Annotated in this window: 36 protein-coding genes and 1 tRNA gene; 33 read left to right on the top strand and 4 right to left on the bottom strand. The window is 46.0% G+C overall.

Going from position 1 to position 20,599, the window contains the following annotated elements; translation table 11 throughout:
* Window positions 1-16: 16 nt before the first annotated feature.
* The 15 genes from ACO0LB_RS17890 (at window position 17) to ACO0LB_RS17960 (ending at window position 6,451) form a co-directional block, all read left to right on the top strand.
* The gene (locus ACO0LB_RS17890) at window positions 17-331 is read left to right on the top strand and encodes a hypothetical protein (RefSeq protein ID WP_423051558.1); all 315 of its coding nucleotides are present in this window, start codon (window positions 17-19) and stop codon (window positions 329-331) included.
* Window positions 332-374: 43 nt separating this feature from the next.
* A complete protein-coding gene (locus ACO0LB_RS17895; protein ID WP_423051560.1) occupies window positions 375-956 on the top strand; it encodes a hypothetical protein in 582 nt (193 codons plus the stop codon).
* Between the two features lie 213 nt (window positions 957-1,169).
* Window positions 1,170-1,397: a hypothetical protein gene (locus tag ACO0LB_RS17900; RefSeq protein ID WP_423051562.1), complete on the top strand. Its 228-nt coding sequence runs from the start codon at window positions 1,170-1,172 to the stop codon at window positions 1,395-1,397.
* Between the two features lie 126 nt (window positions 1,398-1,523).
* Complete coding sequence (locus ACO0LB_RS17905; RefSeq protein ID WP_423051564.1) at window positions 1,524-1,709, top strand: hypothetical protein; 186 nt, start codon at window positions 1,524-1,526, stop codon at window positions 1,707-1,709.
* Window positions 1,710-1,727: 18 nt separating this feature from the next.
* Complete coding sequence (locus ACO0LB_RS17910) at window positions 1,728-1,913, top strand: hypothetical protein (RefSeq protein ID WP_423051566.1); 186 nt, start codon at window positions 1,728-1,730, stop codon at window positions 1,911-1,913.
* 14 nt (window positions 1,914-1,927) lie between these two features.
* Window positions 1,928-2,167 carry a hypothetical protein gene (locus ACO0LB_RS17915; protein WP_423051568.1) on the top strand — a complete coding sequence of 80 codons (240 nt, stop codon included), beginning with the start codon at window positions 1,928-1,930 and terminating at the stop codon, window positions 2,165-2,167.
* Between the two features lie 10 nt (window positions 2,168-2,177).
* Window positions 2,178-2,438 (top strand): hypothetical protein, encoded by a 261-nt coding sequence (locus tag ACO0LB_RS17920; protein WP_423051570.1) that lies wholly within the window; start codon window positions 2,178-2,180, stop codon window positions 2,436-2,438.
* Window positions 2,439-2,632: 194 nt separating this feature from the next.
* Window positions 2,633-2,884 (top strand): hypothetical protein, encoded by a 252-nt coding sequence (locus tag ACO0LB_RS17925; protein ID WP_423051572.1) that lies wholly within the window; start codon window positions 2,633-2,635, stop codon window positions 2,882-2,884.
* A gap of 133 nt (window positions 2,885-3,017) precedes the next feature.
* Complete coding sequence (locus ACO0LB_RS17930) at window positions 3,018-3,356, top strand: hypothetical protein (protein WP_423051574.1); 339 nt, start codon at window positions 3,018-3,020, stop codon at window positions 3,354-3,356.
* Between the two features lie 8 nt (window positions 3,357-3,364).
* Window positions 3,365-3,634: a hypothetical protein gene (locus ACO0LB_RS17935; protein ID WP_423051576.1), complete on the top strand. Its 270-nt coding sequence runs from the start codon at window positions 3,365-3,367 to the stop codon at window positions 3,632-3,634.
* 282 nt (window positions 3,635-3,916) lie between these two features.
* A complete protein-coding gene (locus ACO0LB_RS17940) occupies window positions 3,917-4,537 on the top strand; it encodes a hypothetical protein (RefSeq protein WP_423051578.1) in 621 nt (206 codons plus the stop codon).
* Between the two features lie 16 nt (window positions 4,538-4,553).
* Complete coding sequence (locus ACO0LB_RS17945; protein WP_423051580.1) at window positions 4,554-5,075, top strand: hypothetical protein; 522 nt, start codon at window positions 4,554-4,556, stop codon at window positions 5,073-5,075.
* 34 nt (window positions 5,076-5,109) lie between these two features.
* Window positions 5,110-5,673, top strand: coding sequence for a hypothetical protein (locus tag ACO0LB_RS17950; protein WP_423051582.1), 564 nt, complete (start codon window positions 5,110-5,112; stop codon window positions 5,671-5,673).
* Between the two features lie 223 nt (window positions 5,674-5,896).
* Entirely contained in the window at window positions 5,897-6,103 is a 207-nt protein-coding gene (locus tag ACO0LB_RS17955) for a hypothetical protein (RefSeq protein WP_423051584.1), read from the top strand.
* A gap of 27 nt (window positions 6,104-6,130) precedes the next feature.
* Window positions 6,131-6,451 (top strand): hypothetical protein, encoded by a 321-nt coding sequence (locus ACO0LB_RS17960; RefSeq protein ID WP_423051586.1) that lies wholly within the window; start codon window positions 6,131-6,133, stop codon window positions 6,449-6,451.
* Window positions 6,452-6,500: 49 nt separating this feature from the next.
* Here ACO0LB_RS17960 and ACO0LB_RS17965 read toward each other — a convergent pair whose 3' ends face one another.
* Together ACO0LB_RS17965 and ACO0LB_RS17970 are read right to left on the bottom strand one after the other, a co-directional pair.
* Window positions 6,501-6,917, bottom strand: coding sequence for a thermonuclease family protein (locus ACO0LB_RS17965; RefSeq protein ID WP_423051587.1), 417 nt, complete (start codon window positions 6,915-6,917; stop codon window positions 6,501-6,503).
* Between the two features lie 154 nt (window positions 6,918-7,071).
* The gene (locus ACO0LB_RS17970; protein ID WP_423051589.1) at window positions 7,072-7,782 is read right to left on the bottom strand and encodes a hypothetical protein; all 711 of its coding nucleotides are present in this window, start codon (window positions 7,780-7,782) and stop codon (window positions 7,072-7,074) included.
* Window positions 7,783-7,986: 204 nt separating this feature from the next.
* Here ACO0LB_RS17970 and ACO0LB_RS17975 point away from each other — a divergent pair.
* From ACO0LB_RS17975 to ACO0LB_RS18020, 10 genes are all read left to right on the top strand, one after another.
* Window positions 7,987-8,119 (top strand) — tRNA-OTHER (locus ACO0LB_RS17975).
* Window positions 8,120-8,358: 239 nt separating this feature from the next.
* The gene (locus ACO0LB_RS17980) at window positions 8,359-8,730 is read left to right on the top strand and encodes a hypothetical protein (RefSeq protein WP_423051591.1); all 372 of its coding nucleotides are present in this window, start codon (window positions 8,359-8,361) and stop codon (window positions 8,728-8,730) included.
* Between the two features lie 80 nt (window positions 8,731-8,810).
* On the top strand, window positions 8,811-9,131 hold the full coding sequence (locus ACO0LB_RS17985; protein ID WP_423051593.1) for a hypothetical protein: 321 nt from the start codon (window positions 8,811-8,813) through the stop codon (window positions 9,129-9,131).
* The gene (locus ACO0LB_RS17990; protein ID WP_423051595.1) at window positions 9,115-9,423 is read left to right on the top strand and encodes a hypothetical protein; all 309 of its coding nucleotides are present in this window, start codon (window positions 9,115-9,117) and stop codon (window positions 9,421-9,423) included. Before ACO0LB_RS17985 ends, ACO0LB_RS17990 begins: the two co-directional genes overlap by 17 nt.
* Window positions 9,424-9,481: 58 nt before the next feature.
* On the top strand, window positions 9,482-9,862 hold the full coding sequence (locus ACO0LB_RS17995; RefSeq protein WP_423051597.1) for a hypothetical protein: 381 nt from the start codon (window positions 9,482-9,484) through the stop codon (window positions 9,860-9,862).
* Between the two features lie 494 nt (window positions 9,863-10,356).
* On the top strand, window positions 10,357-10,992 hold the full coding sequence (locus tag ACO0LB_RS18000) for a hypothetical protein (protein WP_423051599.1): 636 nt from the start codon (window positions 10,357-10,359) through the stop codon (window positions 10,990-10,992).
* A gap of 284 nt (window positions 10,993-11,276) precedes the next feature.
* Window positions 11,277-11,615: a hypothetical protein gene (locus ACO0LB_RS18005; protein ID WP_423051601.1), complete on the top strand. Its 339-nt coding sequence runs from the start codon at window positions 11,277-11,279 to the stop codon at window positions 11,613-11,615.
* Between the two features lie 34 nt (window positions 11,616-11,649).
* Window positions 11,650-12,147, top strand: coding sequence for a hypothetical protein (locus tag ACO0LB_RS18010; protein WP_423051603.1), 498 nt, complete (start codon window positions 11,650-11,652; stop codon window positions 12,145-12,147).
* Window positions 12,148-12,167: 20 nt separating this feature from the next.
* The gene (locus tag ACO0LB_RS18015) at window positions 12,168-12,464 is read left to right on the top strand and encodes a hypothetical protein (protein ID WP_423051605.1); all 297 of its coding nucleotides are present in this window, start codon (window positions 12,168-12,170) and stop codon (window positions 12,462-12,464) included.
* Window positions 12,465-12,618: 154 nt separating this feature from the next.
* Window positions 12,619-13,299: a DsbC family protein gene (locus tag ACO0LB_RS18020; protein ID WP_423051607.1), complete on the top strand. Its 681-nt coding sequence runs from the start codon at window positions 12,619-12,621 to the stop codon at window positions 13,297-13,299.
* 70 nt (window positions 13,300-13,369) lie between these two features.
* On the opposite strand, the gene ACO0LB_RS18025 is transcribed toward ACO0LB_RS18020, so the two are convergent.
* On the bottom strand, window positions 13,370-13,795 hold the full coding sequence (locus ACO0LB_RS18025; protein ID WP_423051609.1) for a hypothetical protein: 426 nt from the start codon (window positions 13,793-13,795) through the stop codon (window positions 13,370-13,372).
* 1,221 nt (window positions 13,796-15,016) lie between these two features.
* On the opposite strand from ACO0LB_RS18025, the gene ACO0LB_RS18030 reads away from it, so the two are divergent.
* The 8 genes from ACO0LB_RS18030 (at window position 15,017) to ACO0LB_RS18065 (ending at window position 20,216) form a co-directional block, all read left to right on the top strand.
* Complete coding sequence (locus ACO0LB_RS18030; protein WP_423051611.1) at window positions 15,017-16,957, top strand: ParB/RepB/Spo0J family partition protein; 1,941 nt, start codon at window positions 15,017-15,019, stop codon at window positions 16,955-16,957.
* Window positions 16,958-17,038: 81 nt separating this feature from the next.
* Window positions 17,039-17,476 (top strand): hypothetical protein, encoded by a 438-nt coding sequence (locus tag ACO0LB_RS18035; RefSeq protein WP_423051613.1) that lies wholly within the window; start codon window positions 17,039-17,041, stop codon window positions 17,474-17,476.
* 51 nt (window positions 17,477-17,527) lie between these two features.
* The gene (locus ACO0LB_RS18040) at window positions 17,528-17,869 is read left to right on the top strand and encodes a hypothetical protein (protein ID WP_423051615.1); all 342 of its coding nucleotides are present in this window, start codon (window positions 17,528-17,530) and stop codon (window positions 17,867-17,869) included.
* A gap of 164 nt (window positions 17,870-18,033) precedes the next feature.
* Window positions 18,034-18,858, top strand: coding sequence for a DUF932 domain-containing protein (locus ACO0LB_RS18045; protein ID WP_423051617.1), 825 nt, complete (start codon window positions 18,034-18,036; stop codon window positions 18,856-18,858).
* Between the two features lie 122 nt (window positions 18,859-18,980).
* Complete coding sequence (locus tag ACO0LB_RS18050) at window positions 18,981-19,121, top strand: hypothetical protein (RefSeq protein ID WP_423051618.1); 141 nt, start codon at window positions 18,981-18,983, stop codon at window positions 19,119-19,121.
* A 44-nt stretch (window positions 19,122-19,165) separates the two neighbouring features.
* Window positions 19,166-19,387 carry a hypothetical protein gene (locus ACO0LB_RS18055; RefSeq protein WP_423051620.1) on the top strand — a complete coding sequence of 74 codons (222 nt, stop codon included), beginning with the start codon at window positions 19,166-19,168 and terminating at the stop codon, window positions 19,385-19,387.
* Complete coding sequence (locus ACO0LB_RS18060) at window positions 19,380-19,937, top strand: hypothetical protein (protein WP_423051622.1); 558 nt, start codon at window positions 19,380-19,382, stop codon at window positions 19,935-19,937. Before ACO0LB_RS18055 ends, ACO0LB_RS18060 begins: the two co-directional genes overlap by 8 nt.
* 30 nt (window positions 19,938-19,967) lie before the next feature.
* Window positions 19,968-20,216, top strand: a complete 249-nt coding sequence (locus ACO0LB_RS18065; protein ID WP_423051624.1) for a hypothetical protein — start codon at window positions 19,968-19,970, stop codon at window positions 20,214-20,216.
* Window positions 20,217-20,290: 74 nt separating this feature from the next.
* Here the strand turns inward: ACO0LB_RS18065 and ACO0LB_RS18070 are convergent, their stop codons facing one another.
* Entirely contained in the window at window positions 20,291-20,536 is a 246-nt protein-coding gene (locus ACO0LB_RS18070) for a hypothetical protein (protein WP_423051626.1), read from the bottom strand.
* Window positions 20,537-20,599 lie beyond the last annotated feature (63 nt).

Raw genomic sequence — 20,599 nt, forward strand, 5'->3', positions numbered from 1 at the left:
CTGATCGAGGAAATTTATGTTACGTAAAGTGTGGTTAAAAGTTGCCAAAATGACGGGGCCAATAGATCGAATTGACTTGTCTTTGTGTACGCTATTTGTTGTGATATTTGTCTATGCCGCAATTAAGTCTGCTGTCGTTTGGCGAGTGGAGAATACTCCATTCTTGACCACGGAAGACGAACGCCAAGGTGTGGAGTTGTCCAAAGAAATGCTCAAGACAGCAAAGGAACTGGAAAAGAGTACGGAACCAAAGCAGTTGAATATGGCACCGCCGCATTTGGAGCATCCAAATTCAACAACGACAAAGTCAAATCCTGACAACTTGACTTGAGTGAAGCTAATGACCGTCTCTTACAGCTAGGGAAAACAAAAATATGAATAATGTTCAAAAAGATACAACAGCCTCTCAATCTTCAGCCATGAAGGGGTTAAAAAAACATGAAAAAATAGCTCAAATTGGTGTGGCTCTCTTGATCACCTTGCTTGGGATTGGTGGGTTTGGATGGCTTTTTGAGGTAGCAGACGGGCGAGCAAGACGTCAATTCATCGATCAGTATTATGACGACGCCGCTGAGGTTGTATGTATCGGATTTACTGCCTCAGTTTCTGATAATCGTCCAGCGACAAAGTCCATAATGGAGAGCGTCGGAAATGGAATGCTGAAGTACGACCCCAAATTCAAAGGGGTAAAGATTGTGGCACTAGATGACGAACGTTTTACATTTAAGGTCTTTGATCGCGATTTACTGATGCAATCAAGTCAACTTGCAACACCTAAGTTGGTGGATCTACTCGAAAGTCGCAACTTGTCTAGATCTATTTTAGCTAATTACCAGCCAAGCATGGACAAAGAAACTTGTGCTGATTTCATTGCAATTTCGCAACAGAAAGTTTTCAAAAACGATATTAGGCATAATCCGCTACTAGACATGAATAAGCGGCCAGCGTGGGAATAAGAATGCGAGCCAAACGTACTTTGGAATTGAACGCAGATCAATTTTTTGAAGTCTTTCGAGGGCTTGAGCTGCGCGTGGTTGAATGTGAAAAAATGCTTAAGAAATCAAAATCTTCCCAGGCTCAGGATGAGTGGGCAGATCAACTCAACTGTGCCCGTAGAACTCTTGAGACAGTCGAAGAAATACGTACAAAATTTTAGTTCAAGGAAAAATATGCAATCAAAATATGGAGAGGGAATTTCATCGCGAGAAGTGGCAAAACACTTGAACCGACTTGCCTTATTTCTTGACGCTGAAGCGGCGCGGTATCGGGGGTTAGGATTTATTGAAGACAATGAGCAACAAGCAAAAGCGATTGAGAAAGAAGCTGCTGATGTGCGTGATCTTGCCCTTGAACTACACGATATGAAAGAAACAATTGGGAAACCGGTTATTTCGTAAAGGAAAACGCCGTGAATTCACTTACTCCAGAACAAACAGCTTTGCGCGAGGCTATCCGTTCTGCCTTTGATCGTCGGAGGGATGCTGACGTACAGTATCAATGCTTGATGAAGCAATGTACTCAGCATGTCTTTGTCGATATTGACGACTCCGCGCATTGTGCTGTCTGCGGCCATCATGGTGGGTGGTATTGTCCAGATTCGCCAGATCATCGTTGCGAATACGACCTCAACGATATTTGCAATTTTTGTGGCAATCCGGATGAACGTAAATAAAGAAGGAAGCATCGCACTGGCCGATTGCCAGAATTAATTTGCATTTGGAGAAATTATGAAAGGAACGATAGAGATTGACCATTCAGTTCTTGATGATAGTGGTATTACTTTTGAGCAGTTTCAAGAAGCTGTTAGTAATGCGCTGGGCACATTGCACAACCCTGTAACTGGTAAGCCAATCTACTTCAATGGCGTTCAAGTGACAATTATTGTTGATTGCCCTGAAACTGTGCCTGCCTGATTCAGAGGAAAATAATGGCAAAGATTACGATTGATCGCGTGGTGGAAGATGAGACCGATTTTGGTATTGAGTTTTCCCGTGTTTATTTCAGTGTGGAGGGCAATGCCACGGCCGAGGAGATTAACGCCATTCTGGCAGCAGAGATGGATGACCTGACCAACTTGAACTTCGAACTGGTGGCGGGCAGGGGTACGTTTGTGACGATCGACTTTGGACCAAAGGTCGGTGCCACTTTTGAAATTCCGCGTACCTGAAAGGAAATATATGACCCCATCGCTCGAGTTTAAGAAGTTTTTAAGTGCATGCGTTTACAAAGCGCTTGATGAGAAGAATCCTGTCCCAAATGACATTTTTGAAAAAAAACTTTGGGCGTCCGCCGAATTTGATTGGTTTAATCAGTCAGGTCAAATTTTTGCGCTGATTAACGAAGATGGATTGGCTATTGAAACAGCGGCTCTTTATCGTGATGATATTGAACTGACTATTGCTGCGCGAAATGCTGCGATGTTACCTACACCTAAATAGCCTAGCTTGATTTTGCAGGCCTTATAGCGATATTGGATTTGCTGGGTGTTGTGGTCAGGCCAGCCAGCGTTGTGTTGTGCTTCGTTTTAATGCTGATGGGTTTATTTGCTGTCGCCTATTTAGATTTAAGCGAAGTGGGGTTAGACCAAAAAGAAACTGATCCTAAATCAACAACACTTTAATCAAAGACTAATATGGAAATTAATTTTGTTACAGTAATCTTGCTTGTTCTTCCCCTGGTCGGCGCGTTTTGTATTCTTCTAGGGAAGATAACTTATGCGACGACGACATTCTTTTTCGCTTCACTTATTCTTTTTGTGCAGGTACTTGGTAGCGTGAGCAGCGGGCCAGGAGATTTAATAGTTTCTGCAGTATTTTTATTTCAATCCATTAGCTTACAAATAAAGCCAGGGTTGAAACAAATTTTGGTTGTAAAACGTTCATAAACGCAAAACTTCTTGAATTAGCTCAAGACGGCAAATACAAATTAACGCCTGATGCATTGTCCATGTCCTGGGACCAATTTTCAGCAACTATGATAACGCTTAAAAGCAATTCAAGTAAAAATATCAGCAGTCTATGATAGGAAAGCCGGCGCAAGCCCCGCTCGTGACCAGAAGTCAGCAATGGAGAAAAATTGACATGCAACAAAGTAGAACAGTATTAGAAATAGTTCAAGCAAACTTCAATGATCTCAACGACAGTGAATTACGTGTGCGAGAAGCATTTGTAGATTTTGCTGAAATCATGGCACGTTATAACGACGTGCTAGCTCACGGATATAAACATGGTTTCCGATTGGCAGTATCCAAAGAAATATTGGATGCTATGCGCAATTTTCAACCACATTTCGGCCAGATAGATAGTGCCGTCACGATCTTTGAAACAATGGTTGAACCATCAAAAATTAAATTTTAGGAAAAACAATGGTAACGAAAATTGAAGCATACGAAAGTCTCAAGAGGGTTGCAGAAATTCTCCAACCATTGGCAGATCAACGCGGAAGAATCGCCGTTGTATTTGATCCAGACAAGGGCTGGTGCATTACTGATGATATCGATGTGTTAGAGCCAAAAATGGGGCCGATGGCACCAGAGTACCGAGTAATCGCTTACCAGCAATGGTTTCAACCTGCGCTTGCTGGTGCTTATGAAACCATCTTGGAAGTGCGGCACGCTCGTGCCCGACAAAAGTAGAAGTAAGATACTTTGAAACGAAATAATTTCATCCGCTGATGCGACCTGCGGGAAAAGCAAGCGAGTGCCTCCAGCGAAAGCTAGACGCGGAAGATAACGTCGAGCGTTTAACGGACGTTGTTCAGAGCATAGAGCATAAGCACGGTGCCGGATCGCATGTGGTCACACCAAAAGATCAAGCGGCTATTCACACCGAATTGAATTAAGCGCAAGCCACCCTTGCGATCGCAAACGCCGAGTTTGTAGTGCGAGGACTCTAGTCTCCATAAGGAAAATACCAAAATGCTTGTATCGATTAAATATCCCGGCGATTTCCCATTAAAGGGATGGGACAAAGGCATCTTCGACATTCGCGTGACGGGCATGTTCAGACGCAAATACGTTGACATTTGCACTCTCCAAGTCTGTAGAAAACAAATAAAACTGGAAGACGCCCTTGAGTCCCAACTTCAAGCTGATTTACGTGAATTACATTGCGTAAACTTTAGCGAAAATCCGTCAGAAATATTGGACGAATTACGTTCCAAGATAGGCGAATACGTTGGAGTTGAAGTGCATCGTAGCTATCGTTTGCCCCTATTGACGATTGCGGGTTGGCTGGCAATTGGCCTTGTGATTGCTGGATTGGGATGGGGCGTATCGAAGGTTTTCGATCAAATCGAAACACAAAAGCGCGAACGCATTGAGCAATCAGCATTGGACACGGTAATCCCATTGGCGCCCTATCGCCCGTCAGCGATTGTTGGTCCCACAATGGTGAGCGATTCTGAGTCGCCCAAAATACTGGATGCTTCGGTCACAACTACATCGCCAGCAAAAGCAATACACCAGTTTGCAAATGCAATAACCGAAAGTGGTAAGAAATTCGACGTAGTTGTTACCGTCACGCCGTCGAGCGACTGATCGGGGAAAATAGAGCATGAAGTCCATAAAAGTAACAAACGAAGAAACCAAGAATCAACCAAAAAGAAAATCAATTTGGCAATATATTTTAGTTTCAATTTTAATACTACTGATTGTTCTTGTTTTTTACAGGCGAGTTCAACTCAATTCTGGTGCGCTCATTGGTTCGAGTATTCAACAGATGGTGAATTGCCTAACTGAGACCAAGAGCGCGCCACAAGGATGCAACTCCCAGGGTGACGAAGTTCAGGTACAAAGTCATCCCACTGGTGGATGGGAACTATCAGGTCGTTTAACCAGCTCGCGACAGTGTTTTGCATTTGGTAATTCATTTGCCGCGACGTATCCTGCACCTATCGTAGCTTCAGTGGCAAGAATTAATGGGACTCTTATAAAACCACATGCTGGCTCGTTGGATGAATATGCCCTCAATACAGCATGCAATGAGGACAACACAGATCTTAAATTCATCATTAAAGTGCCAAAAGATGTTGATCCAGAAAGCAAGGCAATCGAGATTTTGAATGGCAGAACATGAGCGAAAGTGACAAAAGGAATATTGGTGAATCAAAATGATATTTGAACCTCGAAAATTAGAAGTTGGCTGGTTTGGCAGATGTTTAAAAAATGCATTTTTCCTATCCAAGCGGACCCCATTTGTTTGGTTGATGATTTACGGTATTCCGCTATTAATATCAGAATATCTCAATGCAATGCCGGCACTCATGCTGATCGCAGGTTTTGTTATTCTGGCAGGATTAGTATTGGCATTTAAAACTGATACCCATTCAAAAAAGAGTGTTTTAGAAATAGTTCTACCGCTAATTTCCGTTGCTGGATATTTTGCTTTTGGGGCATCTGCTATCTGGATTGTGTCTTGGCTATCTCTGCATTCTGTTAATGCAGGATTTATCCCTACAGTGCCAGGTACTTTCATGATCCGATTTGCATACGGCTTTATGTTCTTACTTTTCAGTTTGATGACTATATACGCAGCTTTAAAGGCATTATTTTTTCCATTTCATATCTTAGGACTGGTTTGGGAAAAAATGGATTTTGAATTGCATTCAATTGGCATATTTAGCATTCAATTGACGCTGGATCAGGGGTTGAGTTTGGGGCAGCTGGACTTTTAAGCAGAAAGGCTGTTGATATAAATATCCTACAGCTCGCACCCTTAATTTTCCTTATTGCTTTGGTGATGTTTATCCCGCCTTTTATCGGTGTTTTTGTTCCATTCATGTACTGTCTTTATAGAGAAGTTTTCTACGGAGATGGCCTGGCTAACGCGGCTAAGAAATCAATGCGTGTACTGGACAATGCCGAAAAACCTATCATTTAATTACAGGCAAAACATAAATGAGTAAGTTGATTGACGCTATCGAGCGTGCGAACGTTAAGTTGTTGGAAGTTGGTCTTCCGCGTTATGACAAGGTGGTAGAACTATTGCAGGCTGCAGAAAATAGACTGGAAGCCATGAAGAGCAGCCACAAAGACACTGCATCAAATATAGCGGTGTTGAGGGAAAAATTAGATAAAACTTTGAAAAATTTTCCCTATCCATAGACCTGGCTAACAAGAGGGAAATTAAAATTGTCTCGTTTAAAATCGCTGCTCAAAAAAACTGTGACTCGTGATGCAATTTCAGAAAAAGTTCATCAACCAACTGAAAATAATTTGGCAGCTAGGATGAAAGTGATCATTGAACAGCACTTTCCTATTGAAAACCGATATAGAGAATTGGCTAGGCTAACATCAGTGGGTTCTGATAGTTGGCGACAATTCCAAAATGGAAAACAACGCCCTACGATGCAGATGATAGAAGAATTTTGCCAGATATTTCCGGAATATACCTTATGGATTGTGACAGGAATTGAAGATAAAAATTTAGTCCAACGATGTATAGGTAATTAAATAAACTTGTGGGGAAATAATATTGGAACTAAATAATATTATATGGCTGCTAACAACCGTATTGCTTATGGCCGTTTACCAGCCGGTACCGACCACCGTGCGGTCCAGTATAGCAAGCAGTGGGCCTATCAGGCAGGTTTTGCGGCGCATGCCGGAATTCCCATGGTGGCACAGGGCTGGCATCGCGCCATAAGCCCTGGGAAGCCCTTCTAACGACGTTTTGAAGCGGAACCAAGGCAGGATCTTTGTTGTACTGCGTGTATACCCATGCCAGGCCGCTTTCGACCTGGGCGCGGTTGGCCTCGACGCCGCCACAGGTGACAACGCCGACCGTCCGGCCATATTGATCTATGCCTTGCTTTTGTAGTTGTGCGTCCCGACCGTAACACAGGTCAAACAGAGACTTTTTGGATGCCTGGCCATACGGCTGAGACTTTTCAGGTGCATCAATGTTGGCTAGCCGCACTCGCAGCGCTTTGCCAGCTTCCATTATCTCCAGAGTGTCCCCATCAAGTACCGAAGTAACCCTGCCTGCTACAGCAGGAAGCGGTAGAGAAAGCAAAAGGTAAGTCAAAATATTTCGCGCGCGAAAATTCATTGTCTTGTATATTTTCCTAAGCCTAATCTTTGAATTCTGATTCTAAATCGCGCATTTGGGATTTAAAATATTCACTAGGGCCCTCACCTCTGACTTGCCCAATACGAACACTCAACCTTGTACGTTGTTCGCTTCCATAGTTACGTTCAGCAGAAATATGCAGGAAGTAAGGAAAGTCGTCACTCATTCGGATTTTGGTGATGAAAGCCTGGCAGCATTGAGAGATTGCAAATTTTCCTTTTTCCCAGCCTTTATACCTTTCTCTAATACCAACAGTATCTCCAGTTAAGAAGTCAGTTAATTCAGGAGAGATTGAAGAAATCATATTTTTGAAATCCGAGTTGCTTATTTCCAGCAACTCTTGAAACGGTTCGTGCCTCCCAAGAGTGGGTTCACCTACCCACGATTGGTGCCACGAATGTGATTTTTTAGAGTGCAAGAATATGATGTCGGTACCGTTGATGCTATGTAGAGAGTCGATTATTGATTTAAATGCGCCGTTCATATTTTCTACCCGCCCGGACGCAGCACCTGATCTAAAACTTAGAAGATATTTCTCTTCAATTACAACGCCTACTCCTATAAAGGCCATTCCTGCAAACCAATTTATCCAAGAAGCAGGATTGCAGGCGACAATTATTCCGCAAGCAATCATAGCCACAGTTCCAACCACAAGAGCAAGCGCATATTTCGTCTGCCTGGTCTGTCGTTCGAGGTCTTTCTGTATCTGCATAATTTTGTTTTCAGTAGGGGTTTAAATTCAGAATATCTACGCTCCTCACGCATCGTATATCATGGGCCAGCAGAGTCATTGTTGCTTTCACCTGTACTTTCGCGCGCGAAACTCAAAAAATTCGCTAATTTCAAATTATATGTATGATGTATGTATGATTATAGTATGAAATATGTTATATTCAAATAGGTGATTTTAATATCTGCCTCGGTCGTCTAGCGGTAGGACAGCGCAACTTGTGAAACATGGGTGAAACTCCCATTCAAAGATTTCTTTGATCGTCTAGGGAATAGGACGCACAGACTCGCAGACACTGGTTCAAATCCAGTTCGTGGCATCTCCATTTGTTTCGGTGCAAAATAATTTGAGAAAACGACATGCAATACGCAATGCAACAGGGCGCTCATGGGTAACATAAAATAGTCAAGGCCGATGGATCTGCGCTGGGTTTAGGCCAGTATGATGGAACCCTCAATTCGCTGGAGGCATTATTTTATTTCCCCAGCCGCTTCCTATGGTCTGGGAATTACTTAAAACGCTTTATTAAGCAAAAGAAGAAAGGTAAGGTAGTACACCATGTTCAAAACACTATCCCGTATTGAAAAAGCAGCATTGCTTCTGTTGATCGGAATGTTCTGCTTTTTGTTTTTTGTGCAATATAAACGGGGACAAGACAATAAAATACTATCTCCAGATTATGCTGGAGATAACCTGGCAAAATTGGCAGTCTTAGGCGACTCTTATGCGGGGTTAGCTGATAATTTTAAAAAGAATCCGGGTTCAATTCCTCTCAGAATTTATCATGACACATTGCTATCGGCGAGTCTGCAATGTGGGCAAATGGAAATTTCAAAAACCGGAATTCCATATCCTTTGCAAAATGCTTGTAAAGACGTAGAAAAATTTATTTCAAATGAACCGTCTCTTTTGGCCAGTTTGCGAAAATAAATTTAGCAAACTGATCCAATCATATTTGTGACTATGGAAAATTTAACTGGCTTCTCCAAAGAGAGCAGGAAAGCTGATACATGAACGTGATTCAATTTCCTGGAAGAAATAACGAAGGCACCCTGAGGCGTCAATATACTCGTTCAATCTACGATTCACTAAAGCGACTTGAAGCGGTAGGCAGATATGACAAAGACACAGTTCTTGTCATGCTCGGCTACCTTTCGGGCGCCATAGTAGCATTTCATTTTTCAGGCGATGACGTAGCAGCGAGTGTGACATTAAAAGCTGCAGAGCGATTGGAAGAAAATTGGCAATGCTTTTCTGATGTTACCTTTGGGCTTATACGCGAACTAGACCCACAACTTTTGGAGAAGGAAGATCATGTCCCTATTGATTAATCGAATAAACGGCACCGTTGTTGAAATCCACGATGGTGCTATGCGAGTAAAGGCCCAGATTCAATTATTTGGATATGCAGATGTTGTTGACCCGCAAACCAAATTTACCTTTCAAGTCGAGCAGCATTCAGACGGTAGCTTTGCTGAATCTAAACCATCTACCACACCTCGCGCAACAGCAGTGATGCATGACGCCGCAAAGATCTACCCGTCAGGGAGCATTCCTAACAATGAAAACTACGCCGAAATTATAATCAGCGCGGCAGAATATACGTTCTTAAAATCTCCATGACAACAGCAATCAAGAATTTAAATAATGTATTCTGCAAAAATCGTAAGGTGCTCACTTAATGCTTCTGATTACACTTATTGATGGCTTCCTTTTAATGGCTGGATTTCTCAGTATGCTGAATAGTGATTTTTCACCCATTCACCGACCTGCTTGCCCGGCATTTTTGCGTTTATTACTGGTAAAAGAGAATTCAGTTTTATATGTGGCGTTGGACGCTCTGTATCCTTGGCATAAAATTCGTGCGCCCATTGGAAAAACCTGGAGTCAGTTTACAGTGACAGAAAAATTAAAAATCCGCTGGCAGCTCCACAATTTAAAACCCTACGTCTGGATATGGTACGCAATAGGACTATGTATCAGTCTTGCAGCTCACTCGCCAGCTTTCTGCTTGGTCCAAACATTTTATATATGTGTCGCATATAGCAAGCGTCCGAAATAATAAAAAATCTATACATCTTAAAGCGTTGAAATGAAAAATATACTGTTAAGTAAATTCCTTGTAAAAATACCTGGTGTCCTTATGGGCCTGATGGTTCTCTCAGTTGTTATAACCATCTTCAAATGCGTAGAAGCTCACCAATTAGGGGAAAAGCATAAGATCCTGGGTTTTACAATTATTGGTTTCGTAGTCACGTATGTTCCTTTGCTTCTCTCCTTTCTGGTTTTGAAAAAAATACAGCCAGCAGAACTTTCGCACGCGAAACGAGTTTTACCCGAAACAAAATAGTTGCATCCCTGGTGCACAGGGCGCATCCAAATGCCAACGACAGGTATTTGAATGCGTAAGCAGGGGCAGTCAGGGCCCGTCGTTCCCGCCGATTTTGGTATGGTGAATCTGATGAAGTAAACTGGTTAAATGATTTTTAAAGCCAGTTCGAGAATGGGAACTCCGAAGCCGCTTGCGGTCTGGCATAACTGGAAAATCAATTAATCATGAATACACAATCGAAATACAAAGATAAAGCAAGCCGTCTTCGTGCTTCACTGAAGGCGGTTTTGGGAATCGATTGCAAGGTTTCCCAATCCCTTGAGATCATAGCGCACACTGAAAACTATCCGACCTGGGATGCGCTCTCAGGTGTCGCAAAAAAGGTGGGTATATTGGCTGGTACCAGCATACCAAGAATCATAGTTGAGACTGGCCAAATCAAGGATTTGATGGACTTATACAAAAAGAATACTGGATTGATTTTGGTATCTGGCCTGACTGGCACCGGAAAATCAAGCCTGATGGATAGCACGTTCCGCAATTCATTTGCCAATAATAAAAAAGCGGCAGTATTTCTGCGGGATTCCTTCATAGATCTTGCTCGCTTCTCAGTTGAAATAAAACGTGATGCCCGTGCTGCAGTATTCATTGACGAATTACGGGAAATAGATGTGTACTGGCCTCCTGTTCTCTCTCTCCTGGAGGCGGGGCGTCTGGTAGCTGTCTCCATATACAGCTCGAATACTGAGCAATTTATTCGACAGCACGTACCGGAGAGCTTGATTATATCAAATTCGTTTTTGTGGTTACACCTGGTAAGACCAAAAGAACATTCACCAACCAAATCCATTGAATTTTAGAAAGGAAACATCATGGAGAATCAAATAGCATGTCCAAAATGTGGCGCTGATGCAGCAACGACCGGTGCAGTAAGCTGTTGGTGTGATAAAGATTTCTGTACCGGTCAACGATGTGGCGCCAACGATCTGAAAAAAGAATATGTCTGCACAAATCCTGACTGCTTGAGCACTGGCACGACGCCAGAAGCCCAGAATTACTATAACAGTCATATGCCTAAAGACTAAACATTGAGCTACGGTGAAAGCCCCGTACTGGCCGGAAGCCAGATTACTGAAAGATTAAAATGCCGCATCATTTCCTTGAAGGCTTTGAGAATAAATGGACGCTGGTTCGGGAAACCAGTAGTAGCCAGAAATTCAGGGTCAAGACTCCTGATGATCATACTTTCGCGCTAGACATTCATTACACAATAGGAAAAATGTTGACTGTGAATGTGGTCTTTATGGGGAAAAAAGAAAATTTGTCAAAAAATATAATCAATCCGGTACTAGACGAATTAGGCCGAATTGCAATCAAACATCGCGATTATGCAGTCATTGACTACACACTTGCCTGCACTGACGAGCTATTTGATGGAAATTTTACTATTGATGAAAAAGACAGACTTATTCGCAAACTTTGAGTCACCTCACCAATTTTTACATTTAAAGGAATCCATGAAATCAATTGCACTCTTATTCGCATGCATCATCACGTCAACAGCAATAGCGGCTGAACCGCAGATGTTTGAGGTTGCCGTAATTCAAGTTAGTAATCAAGCCGGGCAAACTACGTTGGAATCACTCAAGTTGTCTGCTACAGACGGCAAAGCGGCTACGGCTAATTTGTTACAGCAACACCAGTACATTCATGCATGCACCGCAACAACACAAGAAAAAGCAACTTTTAATACCGGTATCTCTGCATCAATCAGGCCAGTATCTGTTGATTCTTCGGGAAATATCCTTGCCGATGTTGATGTTAAATATTCTCTTCTTGAATCCATGGGAACATTCAAATCAAATGCGTGCCAGGTGCAATTACCGGCACTGAAAGAGTTCAGAACAGACGCAAGATATCAAGTTGGTACCAAGAGTCCGGTCCAGCTCGGCGAGCTGCGCATTCCTGGTAATGCTGGCTTACGTTATGAGGTGTGGCTATTCGCCAAAAACTAATCGCCACATAAGGAAGAAAAATGAATTTAACATCGACCACATTTCGAATTAAGCAATCAATCCTTTCAGCTTTAAAATTGACCTTCTCATACTGTTTGTCAGCTGCTGCATTGATCATTGTTGGCGATATCCTGGGACGGGTGACAAGGAGGTATTTCCACTTGCCAGATACAACGATAAGTATGGATTTTCTTCATGCACTCTTTGTTGAGCACTATTTACCGATTTACATTTTCACGATCAGCTTCACCGGCTACATGGCAGTGACATTGCTGAAATCCTGGGCTGACCTGGGGAAAGAAAATACATCCTCATAATCAAGCACAAAGACGGCTGAACAACCGGCTCCATCCGGGTGTCCAGCCTAACCATCTCAACTACAAGGAGTTAAATATGGCTAAAACGAATCATAATACAACCTGGAAAACGAGAGTTTTCAACTTAGTAACAAAATTCATCTGCGCAATATCAATGCCATTGCTGGCTGGCGGGGCCGGCGCCGTTGACCTGCAGGATCTCGGTAAGCAGTTGGAAACTAAATTCGGCCCGCAGTTCAAAGTCCAGGCGGTCGAAAAATCACCTTTCCCTGGCCTGTATGGCGTTCAAATGAATGGTGAGCTGTACTACACGGACGACAAGGCCCAGTTCCTGATTATCGGTAAGATGATCAACACGTCCACAAAAGTTGATTACACGGAACAGCGCACCAATGAACTCAACAAGGTTGACTACAAAACCTTGCCATTTAATTTATCCATCAAAACGGTCAAAGGTGATGGAAAACGTTCCATTGCATTGTTTGAAGATCCAAACTGTCCGTACTGCAAACAGCTTCGCAAAAATCTTAGCACCATCGACAATCTGACTGTGCATGTTTTCCAGCTCAACATGCTTGGCCCGGATTCCAAACAGAAGTCGCATGATATCTGGTGCGCGCCAGATAAAGCCAAGGCTATTGATGACTGGATGCTGAATGGAAAGTTGCCTCCTGCAGCGCCGGCTAACTGCACAGATCCACATACTGAGGTCATGGCCCTGGGCAGCAAGCACAAAATGAAAGGTATCCCTACGATGGTGTTTCCTGATGGAAGTCGCCTGACTGGCGGTGTTGATGCAAAAACCATTGAAGACAAACTCAGTAAAATTAAATAGGTTCGCCTGACTGGCCAGATCAGCACAAGCCTGGTCTGGCCAACTCGGTTTGGCCAAAAGCCGCCATGCACTACAGTTGCTTGATTTTTTCAGCGTAGCGTTTATAAAATCGCTCAGCAGCATCCTCGAATCCATCAGGTAATGTGATTGCTTCTGATCGCCCTCCCCCGCTTCTCTCCGGTCTTCCGTATTTACTCAGCCGCTCCGAAGCCACTGCTTGGCCAAAGACCTGACTCTGCCAGCTGCGCACTTTCTCACGACTTGTATCTACATCCATCAGTGTGGCATCTGTGATTTCTTCGATCAGCCAGCGCCGCCACCTTTTGACCAGGCCGCCATAAGCAGCTGCAGCTGAACGCGCCTCTAATACGTTTTCTGTCGCGAGAGCACGACTGATCTTCAATTTGGCCGACTTTGCCTGGGCGAAGAAATTGCCAGACAAGCCGTCGCTAAGTTGCTCCTTCGCTGCTTCACTTAATGCTTGAAGGTGTCTCATGATAATGGCCCATAGTTAGTATAAGTACTGGTACTTATACTAACGAGTGCATCCGGTGGTGTCAATGTGTTGGCTATGTATCTCTCGCTCTCCCAGGATGATTGTTACAACATCTCCCAGGTGCCTTTCCACGCTCGCCTGCGGCTCGGTCGCAAGCGACTGGCTAGCGAGCTGGCCACATTCCAAGGCCACCTTGTCTTTGTGATTGCAGAGCCCGCCTTCGCTCCTGGACCAGCTGGTGATGTGCCTATGACGGCAAATTAGTTTTGCTTTGCAAAAAGGGAGTGCCACCAAGCAGGCCGGGCCTGGCCGCAAGCGGCTGGGTGGCGAGCCACCCACCTGGCGCCACGGCTTTCTTTCGCTAACAAGGGCAGTATTACCAGCTGCTGTCGGAACCTTTCCCCGGAGGGCAAAGAACCCGCCATCAGCTGGCAACACTCCCCTTAGCCGCTGGGCTTAACCCAAAAGACAGCACGACGCGCAGCGTCCTGCAACTACCTGGCCAGGCTCACGCCAGACAACACCAGGTAACCGCAACATCTACGGCAGCGCCAGGGCGACTGCCAGCTGGTGCGCGCCGGTGCGTGCCCGGATCTCGATCAGCAGTCTGCAACGAAAATCAACAACCTGAAGTGAGGGAAGAACTCTTTCAAAGGCCGCGCCAGCGATGAAGCTGCTGGCACGCCCTTTGAGCCGCCGCATCCGCTATGAAACCGGCCGAGTACTTCCCAGCCCGGACAATCCTTTCAAGACCCGCGCCAGCGATGAAGCGTGCTGTCACGGATCTTGAGCCGCCGCATCCGCTATGAAACCGGCCGGATTGTCCTTGCAACGTGGGCAGCACGGGCCGCGCCGCCCGGTCACAAATCCCCACACAAGCACCTCCCGAGTTTATGAGAGGTGCTTGTGTGGGGATAAACGTTGTGACCGGGCTAGAAACATGCGGCCCGTACCTCGCTGCCTAAAGACCACCCACCCCCACCCCTCCCCTGAGGGAGGGGCTTCACCACCCCCCTCACCCCCGCCCCGGCGGGGGAGCGAGAAGGCGCGAGCGAAGAGGATCAACTTTTAAATGCCAGACCAAAAGCAAAACCCTCTTTGATGATGGTTCCCATCATCACCAGAACGGCACTGGGGCAGCACAAAGCCGAAACGCATTGGATAGGTGAGCAGACCGAACCAATGTGCCTTAGAAGTCCTTTAAATCTTTAGGAGTCGTATATGTCTCAAACTACTGTTGAAATCGTTGGAGCCGCTGAAACCACCAATTTGCCAGTGTGCAGGCCACAGGCGACGCAGTCTGCGCCGCATGCACAATTTGTTGTTTCCGTATACCGCAACGTTCGTACCATCAATGTTGATGATGTGGAAGAACTGGCAGACCTGATCTTGGCTGCTGGCATGGTTTTACAGAACGTTATTGTGTTTCGCCAGAAACGCAAGGGCAAGGAAACGGGCAAACTGGAAATTGTGGCAGGCGGTCGCCGCTGGAGAGCGGTCGCTTTGCTGATTTCCAAGAAATTGTTTCCGGCTGATTTCCCGCTGAATTACATTGAAGTATCAGAAGACGAAGGCATACAAATCTCCCTGATGGAAAATTCTGGCCGCATGGACATGCACCCTGCCGACCAGTATGCCGCCATGCAAGCACTGATAGAAATGGGTAAAACTGTTGATTTCATTGCTTCCTATTTTGGGATGCAGACCATTGGTGTAAAGCGCCGCTTACGCCTTGCCAATGTCGCACCCGAACTGATGGATTTGTTCAAGAAGGACGAGGCCACGATAGAACATCTGGAAGCCCTTGGCCTGTGTGACGACCATCAACGGCAGTTGGATGCATGGAAAGCTACCGCAAACCGTAGTCACGCTGTCTGGGCTATCCGTGACTTGCTGACCAACAACACCGTATCGACCAATGACAAAGCAGCTATCTATGTGGGCGTAGAAGCCTATGAGAAGGCAGGCGGCACATTAATACGTGACTTGTTCAGCGAGGAAGGCAGGGGCTATATTGAAAACGCCCCTTTACTCGAAAAACTGGCTGCTGAAAAACTGGAGAAACAGGCCGCAAAACTGAAGAAAGAAGGTTTTGCATGGGTAGATGTAGCAGTGCGTTTTGATCATTCCGACCTGAGCAAACTTGGTACAGCGCGAAAGATCAAGCGTGAACTCACTGACGAAGAGCAGACGCAACTTGATGCCGCTCAGTCCGCGCTTGATGATGCCCAACAACAGCGAATTGAAATTGAGAGTGCTGGCTGTACACCGGAAACACAAAATGAATATACAGAAAGCGCCAATGCAGCCCGAAAACTGTGCCGCCAGCTCAGAACAGAACTGGATAACCTGAATGCCAGTTTCTGTGTAATTCACCCTGACGAAGCTGCATTTGTAGGGGCAGTCGTTACCATAGATCATAACGGCAAGTGCGAAATTCACCGTAACAGGTTGCGTGCTGATGATGTAAAACGGCTGAAAAAAGAAGCCAAAGGCGAATCAGCTACACAAGCAGAGGATGAAGATAAACCCGCCTTGTCTGAAAAACTGTTCACCCGCTTGACTGCGCACCGCACCGCTGCACTGCAAGCGGAAACCATGTTTCGCCCAGACATGGCAATCATGTTGCTGACGTACCAGCTGATGAAACGCTCTCTATGTAATGACGGTCATGTCTATGATCGCCTGTTGCGCATTTCGGCAGAATCGGCTCCTTTAACTCAAAGTGCTGAAGACATGGAGCAAAGTAAGGCTTATTTGGTCATTGAAGAACGCCGCGCAGAATTGAAGGCGATGCTTCCAGAAGAGGATAACTTGCTGTTGCCGTGGATGCTGGAACAGTCGCCAGAATTGATTAATGACCTCATGGCCTTTTGTGTTGCTGACTCCATGAATACAGTGCGCGGCAGCGCCAACAGATCAGCGGAACTTGATGTATTTGCCAAGGCTGTCAATCTGGATATGCGGAACTGGTGGACTCCTACGCAGGATTCCTACTTTAAGAGCGTGCGCAAATCACATCTGGTGGACGTGATTACCTCGGCTGTATCGATGAATGATGCTTTGCCTATGGCGAAAATGACCAAGGACATGGCAGCGGCAGCGGCAGAACGAGCCATTGCGGGTAAAGGCTGGCTTCCTGAAGTCCTGAAATTCGATTAATCCTCAACAGAGGGAAGGCTTTGCCTTCCCTTCCAATAATTGTGTCTGCGTCACTCCCGTTACGCAGACGAAAGGACGACCATGCACACTTTCGATACCAGCACTGATCCTGCGCAATTTGTCCCAACAGAAACGGCGGCCGCTGTCGCGGCCATGGCCGTAACATTTCTGGCTTGTCATGACCAGGAGGTGACGCCCAAGGCGATGGCCGAAGTCGTGCGCCAGTTGCTGTCAGCAACGGCGCGGCATCCGGTAGAATCGCATCCTGATATTTTGCTGGCAGCGTATGCCGGTATTGGCCAACAATTGATGAAACAAAGAAGTATGCGACCGGAACCCATTTTTCTGCATGGCAAAGCTGTATTGTTCAAGCCAGGTATGGGCTATTACTTTGAAAATCCTGCTGAAGTAAAAAAGGTTTCTGTCAATTATGTTGGAGCTGTCAGTACCTATTTTTCATTTTTCTGCGATCAGGGCATCCTTCATGAAGGTTATTGCAGAACTCACCCGGTGAAATAATCTCTCTTCCCTATCCAGGCACTACCCAGGTGCCGAGGCCGGGAAACCCCTATGGCAGCGCGATGCGCTGCCATTCTCTCCCTTTGCCCGCTTTGGAACTCATCTCTGGTAACGCAATGTCCAGTTGTTCGTGTGCTGGATCGCATACTTGCGGTTTTCCTGGTTTTGAATATCCGTGTCTTTTCCCTTGTGCTTCCTGGTGTCCTGCTATTCGTGCTGGCTGTGCCGGTGATCGACATTTCACTGCATACACCCTCGTCCATTTTTGCTCTGCAAAAACCGGATGCCCTTTACATGCGCGCCTGTCGGCTTGGTCGCAAGCGACTGGCCAGCAAGCTGGCCACATTTCAAGGCCACCTTGGCGATAGACATTCGCGTAGCGAATGTAGGTAAAGGAACTGCTTTCTACTAGGGAAAAAAGAGGGGGCGGGAAATTGACGCACAGAAACTAAAATAAGTTTGTTTTGTGTATGAAATGTGTATGATATTAGTATGCATTGTGTTATAATTACACCTGTAGTCCCGCTGTTACTTTGTTCAATTCCCAGGAGAATGCCATGCAGTTAGCGTCAAAATTCCACAAAAACGCCCACGTTTTGCGCTCTATGTCGCCGCTGTCTAACGACCAGATCCGCGCTGTTGTCCCTTCCATTTTTGCCGACGACAAGCACGGCAGCCGTTCTGACCGCTACACGTATGTTTCAACCGGCGAGATTCTGGACAACTTGCGTGACCAAGGTTTTTCGCCCTTTATGGTCTGCCAGTCCAGGGTGCGTGATGATGGAAAACGTGAACACGCTAAGCACATGGTACGCATGCGCCATGCAGGCAACATCAACGCAGCTGAAGCAAATGAAATCATTTTGCTGAATTCTCATGATGGCAGCTCGTCTTATCAGTTGTTTGCTGGCTGCTTTCGCTTTGTCTGCCAAAACGGTTTGGTTTGTGGTGAAACGCTTGAAAATATCCGTATCCCGCACAAAGGTGAAATTGTTGGCGACGTTATCGAGGGCGCGTTTCGTGTGGTCAAGGGATTCGAGCGTGCAGACGAGGAGCGCGAAGGTATGAAAGCCCTGACCCTCAATCAGGGCGAAATGGCAGCTTTCGCAAAATCAGCGCTGCAGCTGAAGTATGACCCGGAGCTGCCAGCACCTATCACTGAAAACCAACTTTTGCGCCCAAAACGCAGAGAGGACAGCAAGACAGATTTGTGGACTGTTTTCAACACAGTCCAGGAAAACATCATGGGCGGCGGTATTTCTGGCCGCAGTGCCAACGGCAACCGTATGCGTACTCGCGCCGTGGAAGGCATCAGCCAGAATATCCAGCTGAACCGCGCCATGTGGACTCTTGCAGAGGAAATGCGCAAGCTCAAAGCTTAATCAGGTGCCGCCTTCGGGCGGCTCGCCTTCCCAGTTTGTGGGCAACCACAAAAGGCGAAGGCTGGCGAGGGTACGACCTGGCCAGCCTTCAATTCAATAGTAATCCCGCTTAGGAGTAACACATGAACAGCAACCATTCTACAGGTGTCCACATCCGTAAGAAAGACTTTTTCAACTTGCCAGAGCATTGCCGTCGCGTCGTTGATGGCATCGTAGAGGTTTTGTCGAAAGAAACTTTCGTCAAAGCCATCATCACCGATTAACCACTTTAACCCGGCCCCGCACGCGGGGCCTGTGGAGATCTTCGATGAAACCACATAAAAGACTGATTGCACTCACGGCTGCTGGAAACTTTCGTGCGGCATTCGCCCTGGTCAAAGACAAGCCTGTGAACAGCGTTAAGCGCTTGATGTGCCGTGCTGGGTTCCAGGTGGCTGGCGAAGAAAACAAAAAAGATTTTTGGGAAGAGGTACAGGGTAGCCTTGAGGATGCATGCCGGACGCACAGCAAGGGGGCCAAGCATGTTTAATTTTCTGAGAGGTAGGTTAGGGCGGCTGTTTCGTCCACATCGCCCTGGTGCCGGTTTAAGCCTGTTTGAGCGCCATTTGCTGACCGAGATAGGCTATGACCTAGATACACGTCGCCTGCATTGGGGGATTCCTAAGGAAGAAAGTCCGACAATGCGCCTGGATATCTGCCTGGCAGCTTACAAAGCTGGCGGGATGTTCGCGCATGTGGACAAGGGCAAAGTCTATATCGACTTGCGCCGGGTATTCATTCACCATGCGGCTGTGATCAATCATGGTGGCCAGGGCAGGCTGGCTGGAGGGGCTTTTTACACACTGGCCATTACCCTGGGCTATGATAATGACCCAAAAGTTTTCGAGTTGCTTGACGCCCTGGATCTGGATGCCGAATTTTTGCGGGGTTTCCGACAGGAAGCCGTGGTTTATGGAAAGGAAATTTTGAAACTGATTCCGGTCACAGCCCTGGGATTTCATCCCCATTACAGGCGCACCCGGTTCTCCTTCCTGCTACGGTACTATTATACCAACCGAAAAATTCTGAAACAGGCGTGAAATTTCGCGCGCGAAAGCAAAGGAAAAAATATGCGCAGGGCATTTTTTACCCTTGTTCATGAAGGGTATGATGTAGAAGTATTTCGCACCCTCAAAGGAGTATGCAAAGCAGTCGCTACGCTGGAATTGAGTCTTTCCGATGATGAAGAGCGCCCCGTATGTACGGCGGCGATGGTGCGTAAAGCGTTAAAAAAGGATTACATAGTTCGTTTGTACTGCGTGGATAACAAGGGAGATTGGTTATACCGGATCGAGACACACCAGGCATATGCAGATTAAGGCATATCACGGAATGGAAAAAAGCCCTTGCCGGGCTTTTTTTTCGTCTGGTGATTTATCACCAGGAAGAGTGCTTATTTGCCTTGCCGGCGCTTGATCCGGTAGATAGTGCCGGTGAAGGAAGGCAGGGAGTCAAATTCAAGCCCGGCCTGGCTGGCGGTTTCCATCAGCGTGCTCATCGCATATTCTTTTTTCAGCTGGTCGATATCGTCCAGGAGGTGGGTGAGCGTGGCCGTTTTCGATTTCAACTTCAGGGCTACCACCTTGCGTACGTTGTCTGAAAACTGGCTCAAATCGGTTGCTATCGCGTTTTCTGTCATGTGTATGATGTGCGTATGAAATATGTATGGAATTGTCCCATAGCTTGCCGCAATTGTATAGCA

The organism is Undibacterium sp. SXout7W, assembly GCF_049339385.1.
Taxonomy (GTDB): Bacteria; Pseudomonadota; Gammaproteobacteria; order Burkholderiales; family Burkholderiaceae_D; genus Undibacterium.